At 71.9% G+C, this 16,807-nt stretch carries 16 protein-coding genes; 6 read left to right on the top strand and 10 right to left on the bottom strand.

What is annotated here, in order from left to right; translation table 11 throughout:
- Positions 1–131 precede the first annotated feature (131 nt).
- Complete coding sequence (locus tag ACFXI4_RS18550) at positions 132–737, bottom strand: hypothetical protein (protein ID WP_384991927.1); 606 nt, start codon at positions 735–737, stop codon at positions 132–134.
- A gap of 808 nt (positions 738–1,545) precedes the next feature.
- Entirely contained in the window at positions 1,546–2,001 is a 456-nt protein-coding gene (locus ACFXI4_RS18545; protein WP_384991924.1) for a DUF6643 family protein, read from the bottom strand.
- 296 nt (positions 2,002–2,297) lie between these two features.
- On the opposite strand from ACFXI4_RS18545, the gene ACFXI4_RS18540 reads away from it, so the two are divergent.
- A complete protein-coding gene (locus tag ACFXI4_RS18540) occupies positions 2,298–3,653 on the top strand; it encodes a TerD family protein (RefSeq protein WP_384991987.1) in 1,356 nt (451 codons plus the stop codon).
- 17 nt (positions 3,654–3,670) lie between these two features.
- On the opposite strand, the gene ACFXI4_RS18535 is transcribed toward ACFXI4_RS18540, so the two are convergent.
- Complete coding sequence (locus tag ACFXI4_RS18535; protein WP_384991921.1) at positions 3,671–4,864, bottom strand: glycosyltransferase; 1,194 nt, start codon at positions 4,862–4,864, stop codon at positions 3,671–3,673.
- Positions 4,865–4,903: 39 nt separating this feature from the next.
- Between ACFXI4_RS18535 and ACFXI4_RS18530 the strand changes: the two genes are divergently transcribed.
- Complete coding sequence (locus ACFXI4_RS18530) at positions 4,904–5,695, top strand: glutamate racemase (RefSeq protein WP_384991919.1); 792 nt, start codon at positions 4,904–4,906, stop codon at positions 5,693–5,695.
- A gap of 89 nt (positions 5,696–5,784) precedes the next feature.
- Entirely contained in the window at positions 5,785–6,342 is a 558-nt protein-coding gene (locus ACFXI4_RS18525; protein WP_384991916.1) for a hypothetical protein, read from the top strand.
- A gap of 72 nt (positions 6,343–6,414) precedes the next feature.
- Here the strand turns inward: ACFXI4_RS18525 and ACFXI4_RS18520 are convergent, their stop codons facing one another.
- The gene (locus ACFXI4_RS18520) at positions 6,415–7,443 is read right to left on the bottom strand and encodes an O-antigen ligase family protein (RefSeq protein WP_384991913.1); all 1,029 of its coding nucleotides are present in this window, start codon (positions 7,441–7,443) and stop codon (positions 6,415–6,417) included.
- A gap of 183 nt (positions 7,444–7,626) precedes the next feature.
- On the opposite strand from ACFXI4_RS18520, the gene lnt reads away from it, so the two are divergent.
- From lnt to ACFXI4_RS18505, 3 genes are all read left to right on the top strand, one after another.
- Positions 7,627–9,240, top strand: coding sequence for an apolipoprotein N-acyltransferase (lnt, locus tag ACFXI4_RS18515; protein WP_384991911.1), 1,614 nt, complete (start codon positions 7,627–7,629; stop codon positions 9,238–9,240).
- Between the two features lie 66 nt (positions 9,241–9,306).
- The gene (locus ACFXI4_RS18510; protein WP_384991908.1) at positions 9,307–9,786 is read left to right on the top strand and encodes an NUDIX domain-containing protein; all 480 of its coding nucleotides are present in this window, start codon (positions 9,307–9,309) and stop codon (positions 9,784–9,786) included.
- A 54-nt stretch (positions 9,787–9,840) separates the two neighbouring features.
- Positions 9,841–10,650: a 3-hydroxybutyrate dehydrogenase gene (locus ACFXI4_RS18505; protein ID WP_384991906.1), complete on the top strand. Its 810-nt coding sequence runs from the start codon at positions 9,841–9,843 to the stop codon at positions 10,648–10,650.
- A 230-nt stretch (positions 10,651–10,880) separates the two neighbouring features.
- On the opposite strand, the gene ACFXI4_RS18500 is transcribed toward ACFXI4_RS18505, so the two are convergent.
- The 6 genes from ACFXI4_RS18500 to ACFXI4_RS18475 form a co-directional block, all read right to left on the bottom strand.
- Positions 10,881–12,056, bottom strand: coding sequence for a TfuA-like protein (locus ACFXI4_RS18500; protein WP_384991903.1), 1,176 nt, complete (start codon positions 12,054–12,056; stop codon positions 10,881–10,883).
- A gap of 3 nt (positions 12,057–12,059) precedes the next feature.
- Positions 12,060–13,310 carry a YcaO-like family protein gene (locus ACFXI4_RS18495; protein ID WP_384991901.1) on the bottom strand — a complete coding sequence of 417 codons (1,251 nt, stop codon included), beginning with the start codon at positions 13,308–13,310 and terminating at the stop codon, positions 12,060–12,062.
- 77 nt (positions 13,311–13,387) lie between these two features.
- Positions 13,388–14,581: a cytochrome P450 gene (locus ACFXI4_RS18490; protein WP_384991898.1), complete on the bottom strand. Its 1,194-nt coding sequence runs from the start codon at positions 14,579–14,581 to the stop codon at positions 13,388–13,390.
- A 62-nt stretch (positions 14,582–14,643) separates the two neighbouring features.
- Positions 14,644–15,330, bottom strand: coding sequence for a phytanoyl-CoA dioxygenase family protein (locus ACFXI4_RS18485; RefSeq protein WP_384991896.1), 687 nt, complete (start codon positions 15,328–15,330; stop codon positions 14,644–14,646).
- Entirely contained in the window at positions 15,327–16,010 is a 684-nt protein-coding gene (locus ACFXI4_RS18480) for a phytanoyl-CoA dioxygenase family protein (RefSeq protein ID WP_384991894.1), read from the bottom strand. Before ACFXI4_RS18480 ends, ACFXI4_RS18485 begins: the two co-directional genes overlap by 4 nt.
- On the bottom strand, positions 15,997–16,806 hold the full coding sequence (locus tag ACFXI4_RS18475; protein WP_384991891.1) for an aldo/keto reductase: 810 nt from the start codon (positions 16,804–16,806) through the stop codon (positions 15,997–15,999). Before ACFXI4_RS18475 ends, ACFXI4_RS18480 begins: the two co-directional genes overlap by 14 nt.
- Between the last annotated feature and the right edge of the window lies 1 nt (position 16,807).

Genomic DNA, 16,807 nt, shown 5'->3' with positions numbered 1-16,807 from the left:
TTCGGGACGGTCACCTGCAAGGGTGTCCGCCCGCTGCGGTCCGCTCGCGCGCGGGTCGATGCCGAATGCGCTTCGGCCGGTCCACCGTAGCGTGCGCCGAGGTGGTGCACGGACCAGAGGGGGAAAGGCCCTCAGCTGCCGGTGCCGGCCTTGCCCCAGTCCGGACCCGCCCGGTCCCAGGCCTGATCCCAACGTGCGTATCTGCGACGGACCATACGCCAGACGATCATCCGCCGGCCGCTGTCGGCCAGACCCGCGGCGAGCAGGGCCGCGCCGAACCCGGCCAGCACGGCGTGGGTGGTGGCGGTGGCCGGGTCCAGCGGCCGGGCGGTCAGCAGACCCTGCCGGTCCGTCCAGAGGCCGAAGTGGTCGCCCCTGTGCGGCGACTTGATGGCCGTCAGGGTCGAGCCGTGCCGCCGGGTGCCGTCCGGCGCGGTCCAGTCGGCGAGGACGCGGCTGCGGGGGTCGTGGGCGTTGGTGGCGTCGGGGTCCGGCTCGACCGGGGAGCCGCCGAGCCTGCGCACGACGGTGGCCGTGACCAGGTGCCGGTCGTGGTGCTGTTGCCGGACGGACCGCTGGAGGGCGTCCTGGGCGACGACCCCGACGAGCGAGCCGAGCACCGGCGCGGCCACCACGATCAGCAGCAGAGTCACCAGCGCCACCCAGGCCTCGACCAGGTCGGTCGTCCGGCGCAGCGGATTGCGCCGCCAGCGCCACAGGCCGCGGATCGCTCGCACCGTCCACCACCCCCTTCCGCTCCGTTACAGCCCCCGCCCGAGCCGTTCACCCGCGAGCCCGGCCGGACGGAGAGCGAGACCACCCCGGCAAGGGCTCTCAGGAACTTCTCACGATCCCAACGACCGGGCCGCGGGCCTGGGTTCCCGACGGGTGGAGATCACTCGAGCCGGAGCAGGGGCAGCTCAGGGGCAAGGAGGAGGCCGAAGGGGAGCGGGTTCACGCCGGCGCGTACCCCGCGTGCCAGGAGGCGGGGGGAGGGCGTCGAACGAGGGTGTCCGTGCGGTGGCCGCCGGCGGGCGGGCGGCCGTGCGGCGCACGGTCTCACCCGGCCGTGCGTGACTCGGGCCGGTCGGGCAGGGGGAGGGGCGCGTGCGGAAGCGGCGTGACCGGTGCCGGTTCCCTGTTGGCCACTGCGCCGATCCCGCGCGGTGAGGCGCCGAGGTCCGTCCTTCCTTCCCCACCTCGTGCCGAGGAAGTCTGCCCACACCGTGGCCGTCGCCTCCGGGACGGGCCGTCTTCCGTGCGGCCTGCCCGGGCACGGACAGGGGGATTCCGCCGCTGGACGGCAACTCCGCGGCGGCAGGCGCGAAGCGCGCGCGTACGCGCCGGTGTGCGCGCTGGGTGACGACCTTTCCCCCGTCGTCGATCAGCCAGGCGCCGGTCACCGGCCGGCCCCCAGGTCCCTGCGACGGCCTGCCGGGGCAAGAGGCCCCGGAGTGCCTGGACCGGCAGGACATGCGGCGACCCCGGTTCGGCGATCCCCATGACGTCGTCGTGCCGCGCGGCACCGACATCAGGGGGCGCCGATCAGTAGCCGCGGTACTGCTGCTGTTGCTGGTTGTTGTACGGGTCCTGGTACGGAGCCGTCTGCGCGGGGCGCGGGGCCGCCGGGCGCATCGCCTCGTAGCCGGTGCCGCCCATCATCGGGCGCGGCGGCTGCGGCTGCTGCTGGCCGGGGTAGCCGCGCGGTGCCGTCGCCTGCTGCGGGATGTACGCGGTGGGCGCCTGCTGCATCGGAACGGGCTGCTGCATCTGCGGGTAGCCGTAGCCGGGGGCCGGCTGGGAGGGGCCCGCGGGAAGGGCGGGCAGTGCCGACGGGAGCGCGGGCAGGTTCAGGCCGCTCGGCGCGTCGTAGGCGGGGGGGACCCGGATCGGGGCGATCTGCGGGGTGCCCCGTTCGGCCACGAGGGAGTCGTAGATCGGGGTGTCCGGGAAGGAGGCGGAGTAGTAGCCGCCGCCATAGGTGGAGCGGGGGGAGGTCATGGCACATAAGTTAAGCCCACGATGTGCTGGTTGGGGAGACCGATAAGAGGGTTGTTTTCCGTGTCGGCAGTGACGCCGGATCCCCAATCCGAGCGAACTCGGCAAAAAAGGACGGCAATCATCGTACTGATCGTGTAAAGGCCGAGTTCCGAGGTGGTTACCGGCAGTTGGACGGGGATCTTCCGGTGCCACTCATGGGCCTTCGCCGTACCCCGGAATAGGTTGTGCGGGTAGGGATGACCTGGGACCGCCGGGCAGGCCCGGCATGCCGACACGTGATGGGGGCGGACATGACAATGTCGAAAGGATCCAATACACCGGTGCCGGCCACGGCACTGCGTGTCGAATTGGGCTGGGGCTCGGGTCCCGGTGTGCCCGACGCGGACGCCTCGGCGCTGCTGCTGGTCGCCGGAAAAGTGCGCTCCGACGGTGACTTCGTCTTCTACAACCAGCCCGCGCACGCCTCCGGGGCGGTCCGTCACGAGGGCAAACGCCACTCCGGCGGCCAGGTCGCCGACACCCTTTTCGTCGACCTCGCGCGCGTGGAGGCGCCGGTCGAGAAGATCGTTCTCGCGGCCTCCGCCGACGGCGGGACATTCGGCCAGGTCCCCGGTCTCTACATCGAGGTCCGGGACGCGGCGGACGGGAAGACAGTCGCCCGGTTCGACAGTACCGGCGCCACGGTGGAAACCGCTTTCGTCCTCGGTGAGTTGTACCGGCGCCAGGGCGGCTGGAAATTCCGGGCCGTGGGACAGGGCTACAGCAGCGGGCTCGAAGGGCTCGCCACCGACTTCGGGATCACGGTGGACGAACCACAGCACCCGGCGTCGCCGCCCGCACCGCAGGCCGCCCCGGCGGACCAGCCCACGGTGACCACCGCGCCCCGCACCGCCCCGGCGCCCCCACCGCCCGGCGGCCTCCCCTTCCCGCAGCACCCGGCGCCGACGACGGGCGGCCTGCCGGTCCCGCAGTACCCGGCGCCCACCACCGGCGGCCTGCCCGTCCCGCCGCCCCCGCCGCCCGCACCCGTGCGCCTGTCCAAGGTGACGCTCACCAAGGCCACGCCCTCCGTCTCGCTGGCCAAGCAGGGCGGCACCTCCGGCTCACTGCGCGTCAACCTCAACTGGCAGGTCCGCGCACAGTCGCCGGGCCGGGACGGCCGGCAGGGCGGCGCCGGCCTCGATCTCGACCTGTGTGCCCTGTACGAACTCGCCGACGGCCGCAAGGGCGTCGTCCAGGCGCTGGGCAACGCCTTCGGCTCGCTCGGCAGGCCGCCGTACATCCATCTCGACGGCGACGACCGCACCGGCGCCGTCGCGAGCGGGGAGAACCTCACCGTCAACCTCGACCACCGGCAGGACTTCCGGCGCATCCTGGTCTTCGTCACGATCTACCAGGGCGCCAGGTCCTTCGCCGACCTGCACGCCACCGTCACCCTCCAGCCCCAGCACGGCGCGCCGATCGACTTCTCCCTGGACGAGTGCACGGTCCCCTCGACCGTGTGCGCGCTCGCCCTGCTCACCAACACCGGGGGCGACCTCGTCGTACAGCGTGAGGCTCGCTATCTGGTCCCGGACCGCGGGGTGAGCCCGCAGCGGACCGTCGACCGCGCCTACGGCTGGGGCATGAACTGGACACCCGGCCGCAAGTAGCCCCGCGCGGACGCGGGTCAGCCCTCGTCGGCCACTGCGTCCGGACGTGCGTACGTACGGCCCTTCCAGGCGGCCCCGCGCCCGCGGTAGTGCTGTACCGCCGAGTCGACCGTCATCAGGAGATAGAGGAACGCGGTGAACGGCAGCAGGGGAGCGAGCCACGGCGGCTGACGGTAGTAGCGGAGCATCGGCAGGTACGTCGCGGTCATCACCAGCCAGGCCGCCGCACCGAGGAGCGCCGCCGCCGCGCTGCCGGTGACCGCTCCCGTCAGCACCGCGGCCGGGGGCAGCAGGTACACCAGCGCGAGACCCGCGACCGTACCGAGGAGCACCAGCGGGTTGTGCCGCAGCTGCGCGTACGCGCTCCGGGAGACCATCCGCCACAGGTCGTGCAGGCGCGGATACGGCCGCACGCTGTCCACCCGGTCCGCCAGCCCCAGCCAGATGTGCCCTCCGGACCCCTTCACCGCGCGGGCGAGGGCCACGTCGTCGATCACGGCGTGGCGGATGGCGTCCGGGATCCGCGCCCTCTCCGCCGCGTCGGCGCGGAGCAGCACACAGCCGCCCGCCGCGGCCGCCGTACGCGACCCCTGCCGGCCGATCCGGCGGAACGGGTACAGCTGGGCGAAGAAGTAGACGAAGGCGGGGACCACGAACCGCTCCCACAGGCTCTCCACCCGCAGCCGGGCCATCTGCGAGACCACGTCGAAGCCCCCGGTTCGCGCGGCCGCCACCAGCAGCCGCAGACTGTCCGGCTCGTGCGCGATGTCCGCGTCCGTCAGGAGCAGGTACTCGGGGCCACGCGCGCGTGCCAGCGCGATGCCGTGCCGCACCGCCCACAGCTTGCCCGTCCAGCCCGCCGGCGGCTCGCCGGGCGAGACCACGCTCAGCGGCAGCCCGCCGTGGCGCACGGCCAGTTCCCGGGCCAGCTCCCCGGTGCCGTCCGTACTGCCGTCGTCCACCAGGAACACCTCGGCCCGCCCCGGGTAGTCCTGGGCCAGCAGCGAGGGCAGACTCAGGGGCAGGACGGCCGCCTCGTCCCGGGCCGGCACCACCACGCACACGTCCGGCCACCGACCGGGACGGCCCCGGGGCGGCAGCCGGACGTCGGTGCGCCAGAAGAAGCCCTGGCAGAGCAGCAGCCACAGCCAGGCGGCGAGGGATACGGCGGCGATCCACACGATGGCGCTCACCCGCGCAGTCTGCCCCATGCGATCTGCCCCCAACGGCCCATCGTCTATCGTGGCCGGGTGAAGATCGCGCTCATCGACTCCGGCATCGGCCTGCTGGCGGCCACCGCAGCGGTACGGCGGCTGCGCCCCGACGCGGATCTCGTCCTCTCTTTCGACCCCGAGGGCATGCCCTGGGGGCCCCGCACCCCCGAGGGCGTCACCGAGCGTGCGCTGGCCGTCGCCGAGGCGGCCGCCGCCCGCCGTCCCGACGCACTGATCATCGGCTGCAACACGGCGACCGTGCACTCCCTGCCCGCGCTGCGCGCCCGCCTGGAACCCGGCATCCCCGTCATCGGCACCGTCCCGGCGATCAAGCCGGCCGCGGCCGGCGGCGGCCCCGTCGCGATCTGGGCCACCCCCGCGACCACCGGCAGCCCGTACCAGCGGGGCCTCATCGAGTCCTTCGCCGACGGCGTGCCGGTCACCGAGGTGCCGTGCTGGGGCCTGGCCGAGGCCGTCGAGCACGCCGACCAGGCGGCCGTCGAGGCCGCAGTGAGCGCCGCCGCCGCGCTCACCCCGGACGACGTGAGGACCGTGGTCCTGGGCTGCACCCACTACGAACTCCTGGCGGAACGTATCCGCGCCGCCGTGCAGCCCCCCGGTGCCACACCCCTCGTACTGCACGGCTCCGCCGGAGCGGTGGCCGCGCAGGCGCTGCGCCGCATCGGCGCGCAGCCCGACCCGGGTGCCCCGGCCACCGGCACGGTGACCGTGCTGCTCAACGGCCGCGAGGGCGAACTCCCGGAGACCGCGCTCGGCTACGCCGAGGCACGCCTGCTGCGGACGGCCAGCCCCGCCGCGTCCCCGTGAGCCCTTCGGGTCCCCGGATACCGCCGATGTGAGCAGTCACCGTCCGCGACGCGGTACCCGCGCAGCGAAACCTGAGTAATCTCATAGGCATGAGGGACCACCCCCACGACCGCTCCCCGGACGAGGACGCCCCACCCCCGGATGTCTGGACGGGGCGCGCCACCAACCGGGTCCAGTGGCTGATGGCCCTGGTCGGCGCGGCCTGCCTGGCGCTCGGCGTCGAACTGGCCGTGGAATCGGCCTGGACCTCGGGGATCGCACCGCTGGTGATGTCTGTCGTGGGCTGCATCGCCGCCGGACTGCTGGTCCTCTTCGGCACCCTGGCCTTCGTGCACGTCGATCTGAAGCTCGACGAGGAGTGCCTCGAAGTCAGGTGCGGTCATATAGGAGTACCGCGTCGGCGTATTCCGCTCTCCCATGTGGTCGGCGCCGACTTCACCCCGCAGATCACACCGCGTCACTGGGGCGGCTGGGGCTACCGCTGGCGGCCCGAGAAGGGCACGGCCGTCGTCGTCCGCCGTGGCGAGGGCATCGTGCTGCGCCTGTGGGACGGCCACACCTTCACGATCACCGTGGACAACGCGGAGTCGGCGGTCCGGGTGATCAGGGAACGCCTGCGGACGGTCACACCCGGCGCCGCGCACTGAGGCAGCCGACGGGATGGTGGGGCGGACACACGGGTGCGCGCCACAGGGACGTCGGCGTCCGCTCCGCGCGTCTCAACTCCGCGGGAGACCCGCCGGCCACGGCCGGGCCGTCGCCAGGCCCGCCAGCAGGCCGGCGCCCGCCGACACCGCCGTGAAGCTCAGGGCGTCGCCGACCGCGGCGACCACGGCCAGTGCGGTGAGGGCCGCGCCCGCCGTGAGCACGACAGGTGTGCGGCGGGCCGAGCGCCACAGGGCGTAGAGGATCCAGCAGAACGCGGCGCTTAGCAGCAGGACACCGACCAGACCTTGTTCGGCGGCCTGCTGGAGCGGTGCGGAGTGCGGCCGGCCGTCGGGCAGCACGGTCGCGGACGAGGCGCCGCTCAGCTCGCCGAACCGCCCTGGGCCGACGCCCAGGGCGCTGTTGCGGCGGGCGAGGTGCAGCGCGTCCCGCCACAGCTGGACGCGGCGTTCGGTGAGGGGGCCCGTCAGGGCGGCGGTGAGGCCGGCGGGCAGGGCGTTGGCGGCGACCGCCCAGACCGCGCCGGCCACCAGCGCGGCCGTCAGGGCCAGCCCCGCGAGGCCCGCGCCCCGACGGCTCATCCGGCCCGCCGCCAGGGAACTCAGGAGTACGGCCGCACTGGCGGCGCACCCCACCGCCGAGCCCACGGCCGCCCCGGTCACCGCGATCCCGGCGGCCAGGGTCCGCAGTCCGAACCGCAGCGCCGGAACCGGCGTCGCCCAGGCGGCGCAGCACATGCAGCCCGCGGCCAGGACCAGCAGCGCGGCGACGGCACCGGCCTGGCCGAGCGGCGTGGTGAACCGAGAGCCCGTGGCGACCTGCGGCATCGCCACCGCCGACGCCAAACCGGCCAGCGCTCCGGCGCAGGGCGCGGCCACCGGCCACAGCGACCCCGACATCCGGCCCGCGGCGTAACCCGCGGCCACGGCCAGCACCGCCAGCAGTACGCCCTCGGGCCGTCCGTCCCGACCGGCCGCGGAGAGCAGCGGCCACACGGCACACGCCCCCAGCACCATGACGCCGACCGCATCAGAAACGTTTCGTCTGTCGCTGTCCGCATCCGTTCCGGCAGCGGACGTCATCCCGGTCGACCCCACCGTCGCCCCCCGTACCCGGTCCCCCGACCTGTGGCAGGCCCCGCCGCCCGCCTCGGCTCACCGTAACCGGTGATGCCCGCTTTGTGGATGACTTGAGCGGGAACGGTGTGGTTCCTGCATGCCGAGACCGCGCTGTCGGCCCCAAGGCCGCCGCCGTACACTCCCGGAGTGACCGCCACCGCAACTTCCGTCGACCAGTCGGACCAGCTCACGCCCCGCCTCGCGCCCCGCGCCCGCGGCCTGCGACTGCTGCTCCGTCCGGTCCCGGCCGCCGCCGCCGCGCTCAGCGGAGTGCTGCTGTACGTCAGCTTCCCGCCGCGCACGCTGTGGTGGCTGGCCCTGCCCGCCTTCGCCGGCTTCGGGTGGGTGCTGCGCGGCCGCTCCTGGAAGGCGGCCCTCGGCCTCGGCTACCTCTTCGGCCTCGGCTTCCTGCTGCCCCTGCTGGTGTGGACCGGCGTCGAGGTCGGCCCCGGGCCGTGGCTCGCGCTGGTCGCGATCGAGGCGATCTTCGTCGCCCTGGTGGGGGTCGGCGTCGCCGCCGTGTCCAGGCTGCCGGCCTGGCCGGTGTGGGCGGCCGCCGTGTGGATCGGCGGTGAGGCGGCACGCGCGCGCGTGCCGTTCAGCGGCTTTCCCTGGGGCAAGATCGCCTTCGGTCAGGCGGACGGCGTCTTCCTGCCGCTGGCCGCGGTGGGCGGAACCCCGGTGCTGGGCTTCGCGGTCGTGCTGTGCGGGTTCGGCCTGTACGAGGCGGTGCGCCTGGCCGTCGAGGGGCGCCGGAGCCGGGAGATCCGGCGCGGGGCGGCGGCCGCGGCCCTGCTGAGTGTGGCCGTCCCCGTGGCCGGCGCGGTCGCCGCGCGCACACTGGTGAGCGACAAGGCGGAGAACGGCTCCGTCACCGTCGCGGTCATCCAGGGCAACGTGCCGCGCGCGGGCCTCGACTTCGCCTCCCAGCGCCAGGCCGTGCTCGACTACCACGTCAAGGAGACGCTCAAGCTCGCCGCCGACGTCAAGGCCGGCAAGACCGCCAGGCCGGACTTCGTGCTGTGGCCGGAGAACTCCTCCGACGTCGACCCGTTCGCCGACGCCGACGCGGCCGCCGTGATCGACAGGGCCGCCACGGCCATGGGCGTGCCCATCTCGGTCGGCGGGGTCGTCGAACGGGACGGCAAGCTCCTGAACGAGCAGATCCTGTGGGACCCGGTCAAGGGCCCGACGGCGACGTACGACAAGCGGCAGATCCAGCCCTTCGGCGAGTACCTCCCGTTGCGCGGTCTGGTCGGCGCCGTCAACAAGGACTGGACCAGCATGGTCCGGCAGGACTTCAGCCGGGGTACCAGGCCCGGTGTGTTCGACATCGACGGCACCAAGGTCGGCCTCGCCACCTGCTACGAGGCCGCCTTCGACTGGGACGTGCGGGACACCGTCACGCACGGCGCCGAGATGATCTCGGTGCCGAGCAACAACGCCACGTTCGACCGCAGCGAGATGACCTACCAGCAACTCGCCATGTCCCGGATCCGAGCGGTCGAGCACAGCCGGACCGTCACCGTGCCGGTGACCAGCGGCGTCAGCGCGGTCATCATGCCGGACGGGAAGATCACCCAGAGGACCGGCATGTTCGTGCCCGCCTACCTGGTCCAGAAGGTGCCGCTGCGGACCTCCCGGACCCCCGCGACCAAGCTCGGCATCCTGCCCGAGATCGCGTTGGTGCTGGTCGCGGCGGGTGGGCTCGGCTGGGCGATCGGCTCGGGGCTGCGCTCGCGGCGCGCCGGTGACGCGTAGCCGTACACCCGCCGTACGCCCCGTGGCTTCGGCCGGCCGGGGGAACCGGGCGGTTAGGGTCGGCGCATGGCCACTCCTGACTTCATCCATACGATCCGGGCCTCCGCCGGCCACCAGCTGCTGTGGCTGCCCGGGATCACCGCCATCGTCTTCGACGACGAGGGCAGAGTGCTCCTGGGCCGCCGTACCGACACCCGCAAGTGGTCGGTCATCGGCGGTATCCCGGATCCCGGTGAGCAGCCCGCGGCCTGTGCCGTGCGGGAGGTCTTCGAGGAGACGGCGGTGCGGTGCGTCGCCGAGCGGGTTGTCCTCGTCCAGGCGCTGAACCCCGTCACCTACCCCAACGACGATGTCTGCCAGTACATGGACATCACCTTCCGCTGCCGGGCCGTCGGCGGCGAGGCCCGCGTCAACGACGACGAGTCGCTGGAGGTGGCCTGGTTCGACGTGGACGCCCTGCCGGAGCTGAACGAGTTCGGTGTCTTCCGTATCAAGCAGGCCATGTCGGATGCACCCACATGGTTCGACGCCACGGCTTTGAGCTGAAGCACGTGCGCTGACCATATGTGGTCGTGGGGGAGGGCCGCCTAGGGTCGGAACATGACTTCGTCCAGCGCCCTTCCCGGCCCGCCCGCGTCCGCCCTCGATCTGCGCGGCCGGGTCGCTCTGGTCACCGGTGCCGCCGGCGGCATCGGCCGCGCCTGCGCGCTGCGCCTCGCGGCCGCCGGGGCCCAGGTGAGGGCCGTGGACCGGGACGGGGCCGGGCTGGCCGAACTGACCGAGGCGGCCGGACGGGTCACGGGGCCGGCGGGTGGCGTCGAGCCGTACGTCATCGACCTCACCGACCTGGACGCGGCCGAACGCGCCGCCGCCGGCACCGACGTCCTCGTCAACAACGCCGGCATCCAGCGGGTGTGCCCCATCGAGGAGTTCCCGCCGGACGTCTTCCACACCGTGCTGACGGTCATGCTGGAAGCACCGTTCCGGCTCATCCGGGGCGCCCTGCCGCACATGTACGGGCAGGGCTGGGGGCGGATCGTGAACGTGTCCTCCGTCCATGGGCTGCGCGCCTCCTCCTTCAAGTCCGCCTATGTGGCCGCCAAACACGGTCTGGAGGGACTCTCCAAGACGGCCGCCCTGGAGGGCGCACCCCATGGCGTGACCTCCAACTGCGTGAACCCCGGCTACGTGCGCACCCCACTGGTCGAGGAGCAGATCGCCGACCAGGCCCGGGCACACGGCATCCCCGAGGAACGCGTGCTGTCCGAGGTGCTCCTGACGGACACCGCCGTGAAACGGCTCCTCGAACCGGAGGAGGTCGCCGAGGCGGTGGCCTATCTCTGCGGCCCACAGGCGTCCTTCGTCACGGGCACCTCGCTGGTGCTCGATGGCGGCTGGACCGCCCACTGACGGACCGGGAAGCCGCCGGGCCGCGAGTTTTCCACAGGCCCGGCGGGCCACGGCGGCATGCGGAATCCTGTGACCGTGTTCCGCAATCACGTGCAGTCCGCCCGGCGGCCCGCATCCGGCGGCTGCGGCTCGGCATGGGGGAGAGGCTCGAAGGCCTTCGAGACGAGTGCCGCCCGGGACGAGTGGTCCGGGGAAAGGTTCGCTGCCGCCGCTCGGCGGTCCCAGGGAGGTCAGGACCTGGCGTGAGTCAAGTCGTGGCAGGCTTGTTCGATCCAGCCGAAGGGGACCCCGCTGGGCAGGGCGTCGTCACGCATGTCGGCCGTCAGCGCGCCCCAGTCGGGATAGCCGTGGGCCTTCGCTACCGAGTCCCTGACCCTGGTCTCATGCGGAGGTGTCACCTCCGAACGGCTCGTCTTGTGATCCTTCAGCCGGCGAACCGCATGCCACAGCATCACTTCCGTCTCGAACTGCCTGAAATGATGGATCTTGTCCATCAGGTTCGCGGACAGGGACGGAAGGTCCAGGAAGAGGCGGGCGAGAGCCGGCTCGACCGAGGCGTTCCGTGACAGCTTCGACTCGCTCCCGGTCATCAAGCCCGCGAAATCGAGCTGTCCGGCCAGCAGGAACCGGATGTATTTCTGATACCGGCCGGTTCCGAAGACGAACGGAGGGAGGGACAGGCCGAGTTCTTCGCGACTGTGGCCGAGAAGCGGGTCGTGCGAGGAGTACCGCGGTCCTTGGCTGAATCGGCGGTCGCTTCCGCCGGCGGGTGCCCCGTCGGGCAGGAGCGACAGAAAGCGAACAGCCCGCAGCGCGTCCACCCTCTTGATGTCGACGGAGGCCGCGACTTCGCCCCTCACGCCACTCGGGTCGTCGATCCCGGCCCTCTTGAACAGAAGCCGCCAGACCCGGTCGGGGTAGTACGACTCGGCGGCGACCCGGTGAAGCTCCACACCCTGGGACCGGGTGATCAGCTTGAGGCCGTACAGCTTTCTGATCGCCGCACGGACATTGACCAGGGCGACGCTCACCGCCGCGTGGTCGTCGTCGGGATCCGTCGCCACCGCCACGGGGTCGTCCGAGTCGAAGAGGCCGGCCCGGTACATCCTGTAGACGGCCCCGACACCGTGGACGCCGACGGGCCAGCACTCCGCGGCGCGTATGGCCCCCATGCTGGACGCGCCGACGATCTGAGCGCCGTCGCGCGCGACTTCGACGACCTCGCGCGGTGACACCGGGAGCACCTGCGAGAAGGATCCGTCGATGAGGAGGATCCGGGTGCTTCCGCTTTCTCTGGCCCGGTAGACGTCGCCGCGTTTCGCGGGAGGAAGGACCTGTGCCTGCGGCAGCAGGGCCCGCGCCTCGCCCGGCGACAGGGACGGCCCGGTGAATATGGTGGTTCTCATGCCTCAGATCACCGCTTCCAGCAGGCGGAGGGTGGGGGTGCGGGAACTCTCCCCGTAGGGGGACGCGAGACCCGGAATCAGGACACGGACCACCGGCACGCCGAGATCCTCGCGGGTGAGTTCGGTCACCAGGCACGTGTCGTGTCCCGCGTCCCGCAGCCGGCCCACGACCGTGTGTATGTTCTGCAGGATGCTGCCGCCGCCGTCCTTGGCCTGCGGGAACGGCAGGGAGCCGGGGTTGCGGTAAAGAGAGTCGATCCGCTTCAGCTCGGCCGGCCTGCGCTTGGCCCGCCCCGTCTCGAACACCTCGCGCGCACCCGTGGCGAAGCTGGCGTGCCCCTGGCACGCCTCGGTGAGCGCGCGAAGCAGGGCCCGTTCGGGCTGGAGGTCGGCCCCGTACCCGGGGAAGTAGGTCACCTTGCCCTCCTGTCCGAAGTAGCCGTCGTCGAAAAGGACGACCCGGATGACCGGCACCTCGATCACGTTGGTCAGATCCTGTATCCGGACGACCAGCCCCTGACCGGTCAGCGCGTCGATGAGCTCCTTCGCGGTTCCGGCCGGAACCGACTCCGGGGAGATGACCCTGAGAGGCCGACGGGGAGAGAAGAGCGGGTCGTGGTGAGCGGAGTAGAACGCCTCCTCCGACACCGCGTCGCGCTCGACAAGCTCACAGACCGCGTGGAGGACGGCCTCCGAATACGTGTTCCCGGAGGCGAGCCCGTTGGTCTCGATCCGAGCCGTCATGCCTTCCGCCGAGGGATTGAGGACGAGGTCGGTCGGCACCAGATGATGGCCACCCCGTGCCAGGTCGTACGCTCCCGTCCAGGAAAAGACGGCGTCGGGCCGGTACGTCGTGTCGTGCGGCAGGCTGAAGTCCTCCGGGTCGACCGCGCCGGCGGGAGCGAGTTCCTCGTAGGACCCCCTGACGATCCTGCGGGCCGGAATCTCCTCGGCCGAGACGCGCTCGATCGCCTCCATGACGGCGCTGAGCTTGGCCGCGATCGGCGTCGCCCCCTTTCCCGCGCTCACCATCAGGTCTTTGGCCAGCGGGGTCACGGCCGACCACACCGGGGAACTGATGTAGTCCAGAGGGGTGGTGTCGTACACGCGCGTGACGGGGACGCGCGGCAGCAGCGGTTCCAGGGAGTCCCACGTCTCCTCGAAACTTCTGGCGTGGCCGGCATCCGAACTTTCCGCATCGGGCTGAAAGCTGTCCGGGCGCAGGGCTGTCAGGCTGTTCGGTTCGACCGTCATCGTGATGCCTTCTCTGGAAGCGGGGTCGACGGGAGGGCGTACCGCCGCGCGTCGCTGCGGTCTTGCTGCGGCCTGCCTCAGGCGTCCGGCGTGACCACGAGGTCGTCGGCGAACCGCGCCCCGAAGTCCCCCTTCCACACCGCGGTCAGCCGGGGCAGCTCCTCCAACAGGCCTGTCGACGCGAGTTGCAGCATCATCTCCCTCATGACCTGCCGCGTGAGCCCGGCCGCCAGGCACGCGTGCCGGCCCCGCCCGAAGGCGACGTGGCGAGCCCCGGTCCTGTCCGCACGGAAGGTGTCCGGTTCGGCGAACCGCCTCGGGTCCCGGTTGGCCGCCACGAGGACGAGGACCACGCGCGACTCGGCCCGCACGGTGTGACCGTGCAGGGTCAGATCGGACAGCGCCCGCCTGGTGGCCAGGTGGAAGGGCGTGACCAGCCGCAGGGCCTCGTCCACGGCCCCGTCGACGTCTTCCTTCAGGTCGACGGCGGTGCTCTCCGGGCCGGTCAACGCCTCCAGCAGGCGGGCGACAGCCGCCGCGGTGGGTTCCAGCGCGCCGCTCACCAGCTGGGCGTAGATCGCGGTCGCGTCCAGAAGATCCAACGTCCCGTCGGACAGCGCGCGGCTCAGCGCCGAGGCGAGGACCCCCCGGGGAGCCGCGCAGCGCTGCGCGACGATCCTGGTCAGTTCGTCCAGGGCCTCCTCCGCCAGCCGTCCGATGGCGGGGTCGTACGTCTCGATCGGCCCGACGGCCAGGATCCGGGTGGCGCAGTCAGCGAGCTGTGCCAGCCCGTCCGGCTCCTCGTCCAGCAGATCGCTCAGGCCGGCCGCAAGAGCAGGCCTGACGACATCGGCGAACAGCCTGTCAGGCGTCACCGTGGAACTGGTCGCCGCCACGGAATCCGTCATCGCGGCGACCATCCGCCGCACGGCGGCGGGCGTGAACAGCGGCAGGAGGAGGCGCCGCATACCGGTGTGCCGCGGCGGATCGGAGAACACGGGCCAGCGGTCGATGAACTCCGTCACCCGCCAGTAGGTGTTCTCCTGCTCCTCCGTCAGCGAGGGCGGGCAATAGGTCTCCACCTGGGCGCCGAGCCGGGGATCAGGGAGGAGTTCGTACACGTCGTCGTATCGCGTCACGTACCACGTGTTCGTGCTCTCGTCCCAGTGCACACCGTGCGACTCGCGCAGTTCGTCGAACCACTTGACCGGTTCCGCTTCCCGGTCCGTCGGGAACTGCGGCACCGTGGTCTCCGCCGTTACGTTGTCCATCACTAACCAACCCGTTCGATTCACGCGCTTCATGAGGCTGACGGAGTACCGGGAAAGGGGCGCTACAGGAGTGATCGGTCGGCGAGCAGATAGCTCGTCAGCTCCCGCCGCGCTTCGGCCGACTCCGGCACGGCCGCATACGTCGTGGTGATCTGGCGCCGCTTGTCGGCACCGCCGAACGACGCGTGGTAGGAGTGCGGATCGAAGGCGATGAGGTCACCGGGGGAGGAGCCGACGGTGAAGGCCGGCACCTCCTCGGGCCGCATCCCGAGGCGACGCAGCGGGCGCTCCATCTCCGCGGCGAACGAGTCCCAGCTCCCGCCTCTGCGGTGGGTGCCGGGAATGATCCGCAGCGCGCCGGTGTCGCCGTCGAGCGGCTCCAGATACTGGACGATCTTGAGGAGCCGCAGCGCGCGGTGGTTGCCGTCGCGGTGCCAGTAGGTGGCACCGTCGTAGCGGACTCCGTCGCCGCCGACGTAGACGACGTCCGTGCCCAGCAGCCGGCGTGCCACCCGGGGGCACCGGTCGTCGGCCAGGAGCACCTTCTGGAGCACCTCGCTGCGCTCGGCGATCCGGGCCACGCCCGCACGCCCCTGTCGGCCGACCTGCGGGAAGTTCTCGAAGACGGTTTCGAAGGCGTCGGCGACCGCCGGTACGACGTCGTTCTGCACGCCGCGCAGGTGGAGGAACCCGAACGTCCTGAAGCGGGTGACCTCGGCGTCGGTCACCGACAGAGAGGTGAGTTTCATCCGATGGACACCGATCCGGAGACGTAGCGGTTGAGGAAGTAGCGACGCGTGTCGCGCTGCTCGGTCTCGGTCACCGGGTCACCGACACAGTTGAACGCCAGCTGCCGTCGTACCTCGCCGTGCCACGCCGAGTGCAGGACGTTCGTGTCGAAGACGATGACGTCGCCCGGTTGGGAGTCGACGACCACCGCCGGAACGTCACCCCCGGTGAGACCGAGGTCCTCCCGGTGCCTGATGACGTGCTGGGTCGGTTCCCCGAGCCAGCCGTTGTCGGCTCGATGCGAACCGGGCAGGAAACGCAGGGCCCCCGTGTCGTGCGCGGTGGCGTCCAGGTAGAGCACGAAACGCAGGAACGGCGTGGTGTAGAAGCCGTCCGAGTGCCAGTACGAGTCCCCGACGAGCGCGTTGGCGTCGCTGGTGATGACCTGGTGGTTGCGCTCGAAGAACGCCCCGCAGACTGCGTCCACCCACGCCGATCCGGAGATCAGCGCCAGCTCGGGCATCTCGTTGAGGGCGTCGAACCTGGTGACCCTCTCGTTCGGGGCAGCGCCGGCCGGCAGATCGATCAGCCGGCCGAAAGCACGCTGCAGTTCCTCCACGGTGTCCGCGGCGGCGCCCGGGAGGCGGGCGAAGCCGAACACCCGCAGCTGCTGCGCGACCTCCGCCTCATCGAGTGACATGGGACCGCCCGGGTGCGGAGTGCCGAGCGCCGGACGCGAGCCAGGCCAGCCCCGCCTCGTAGTCGTCCAGCTGCTCCCTGGTCCGGGGACCGATGACCACGGCTTCGGGACGGTAGATCTCGTGGATCTCGGAGATCCTGGCGGCGATCGCCGCCGCCCTGCGCTGGGACGGCACCTCTCGCAGCCGGGAGCCGCCCGAGAAGAGACTGCGGACCACGAGACGGTAGTCGGCGAGGAGGTGCCGCACGTTCGTGTCCTGCGGATCCAGCTGGTCCGCCTCGCACATGACCACGCTGCCGGCCGGCAGCCTGCCGGCGATCTGCGGCAGACTCACGTCCGGCAGGAGCACACTGACGCCCACCAGATCCGCCTGCCCCGTCCGTGAGCAGTGCCCGGCGAACCCGGCGAAGTCGATGTCCGACACCCGCCTCGGCTCCGGGTTGTGCACGAAGGCGACCTCGACGTGGTCGCGCCCGAGCCGCTTCAGGCTCCCCTGCAGCGACTTGGCCATTCCTTCGAGGCTGTAGTCCAGCGTGGGCAGCGGAGTGGTGGTGTCGATCCCGACCTTGGTCCAGACCGACGCGTCGCCGGGAAGGTGCGCGCCGAGGTCCTCCTCCGCTCTCCCGCGTGCGTACACGGGCGAGGTGTCGAAGGTGGTGAAGCCCCGGGCGACCGCACCCTCGACGAACTCCCGGCCCTCGTCCGCGTCGCGGCCCAGCACCATCAGGCCGTTGAAGGATCCCGAGCAGCGCATGGTGCCGATCACCACGGACGGCTGATCCTGCATCGTGTTCATG

Origin of the sequence: Streptomyces sp. NPDC059224 (assembly GCF_042754285.1) — a bacterium.
Lineage (GTDB): Bacteria > Actinomycetota > Actinomycetes > Streptomycetales > Streptomycetaceae > Streptomyces.
Note: the sequence above shows the minus strand (reverse complement) of the source record. Positions and strands in the feature narration are given on the sequence as shown.

What these genes read in the sequence shown, in the direction of transcription:
- ACFXI4_RS18545 (WP_384991924.1), bottom strand. Translation starts at nt 2,001, where the DNA reads ATGACCTCCCCCCGCTCCACCTATGGCGGCGGCTACTACTCCGCCTCC.
- ACFXI4_RS18540 (WP_384991987.1), top strand. Translation starts at nt 2,298, where the DNA reads ATGTCGAAAGGATCCAATACACCGGTGCCGGCCACGGCACTGCGTGTC.
- ACFXI4_RS18535 (WP_384991921.1), bottom strand. Translation starts at nt 4,864, where the DNA reads ATGGGGCAGACTGCGCGGGTGAGCGCCATCGTGTGGATCGCCGCCGTA.
- ACFXI4_RS18525 (WP_384991916.1), top strand. Translation starts at nt 5,785, where the DNA reads ATGAGGGACCACCCCCACGACCGCTCCCCGGACGAGGACGCCCCACCC.
- ACFXI4_RS18520 (WP_384991913.1), bottom strand. Translation starts at nt 7,443, where the DNA reads ATGACGTCCGCTGCCGGAACGGATGCGGACAGCGACAGACGAAACGTT.
- ACFXI4_RS18510 (WP_384991908.1), top strand. Translation starts at nt 9,307, where the DNA reads ATGGCCACTCCTGACTTCATCCATACGATCCGGGCCTCCGCCGGCCAC.
- ACFXI4_RS18505 (WP_384991906.1), top strand. Translation starts at nt 9,841, where the DNA reads ATGACTTCGTCCAGCGCCCTTCCCGGCCCGCCCGCGTCCGCCCTCGAT.
- ACFXI4_RS18500 (WP_384991903.1), bottom strand. Translation starts at nt 12,056, where the DNA reads ATGAGAACCACCATATTCACCGGGCCGTCCCTGTCGCCGGGCGAGGCG.
- ACFXI4_RS18495 (WP_384991901.1), bottom strand. Translation starts at nt 13,310, where the DNA reads ATGACGGTCGAACCGAACAGCCTGACAGCCCTGCGCCCGGACAGCTTT.
- ACFXI4_RS18490 (WP_384991898.1), bottom strand. Translation starts at nt 14,581, where the DNA reads ATGGACAACGTAACGGCGGAGACCACGGTGCCGCAGTTCCCGACGGAC.
- ACFXI4_RS18485 (WP_384991896.1), bottom strand. Translation starts at nt 15,330, where the DNA reads ATGAAACTCACCTCTCTGTCGGTGACCGACGCCGAGGTCACCCGCTTC.
- ACFXI4_RS18480 (WP_384991894.1), bottom strand. Translation starts at nt 16,010, where the DNA reads ATGTCACTCGATGAGGCGGAGGTCGCGCAGCAGCTGCGGGTGTTCGGC.
- ACFXI4_RS18475 (WP_384991891.1), bottom strand. Translation starts at nt 16,806, where the DNA reads ATGAACACGATGCAGGATCAGCCGTCCGTGGTGATCGGCACCATGCGC.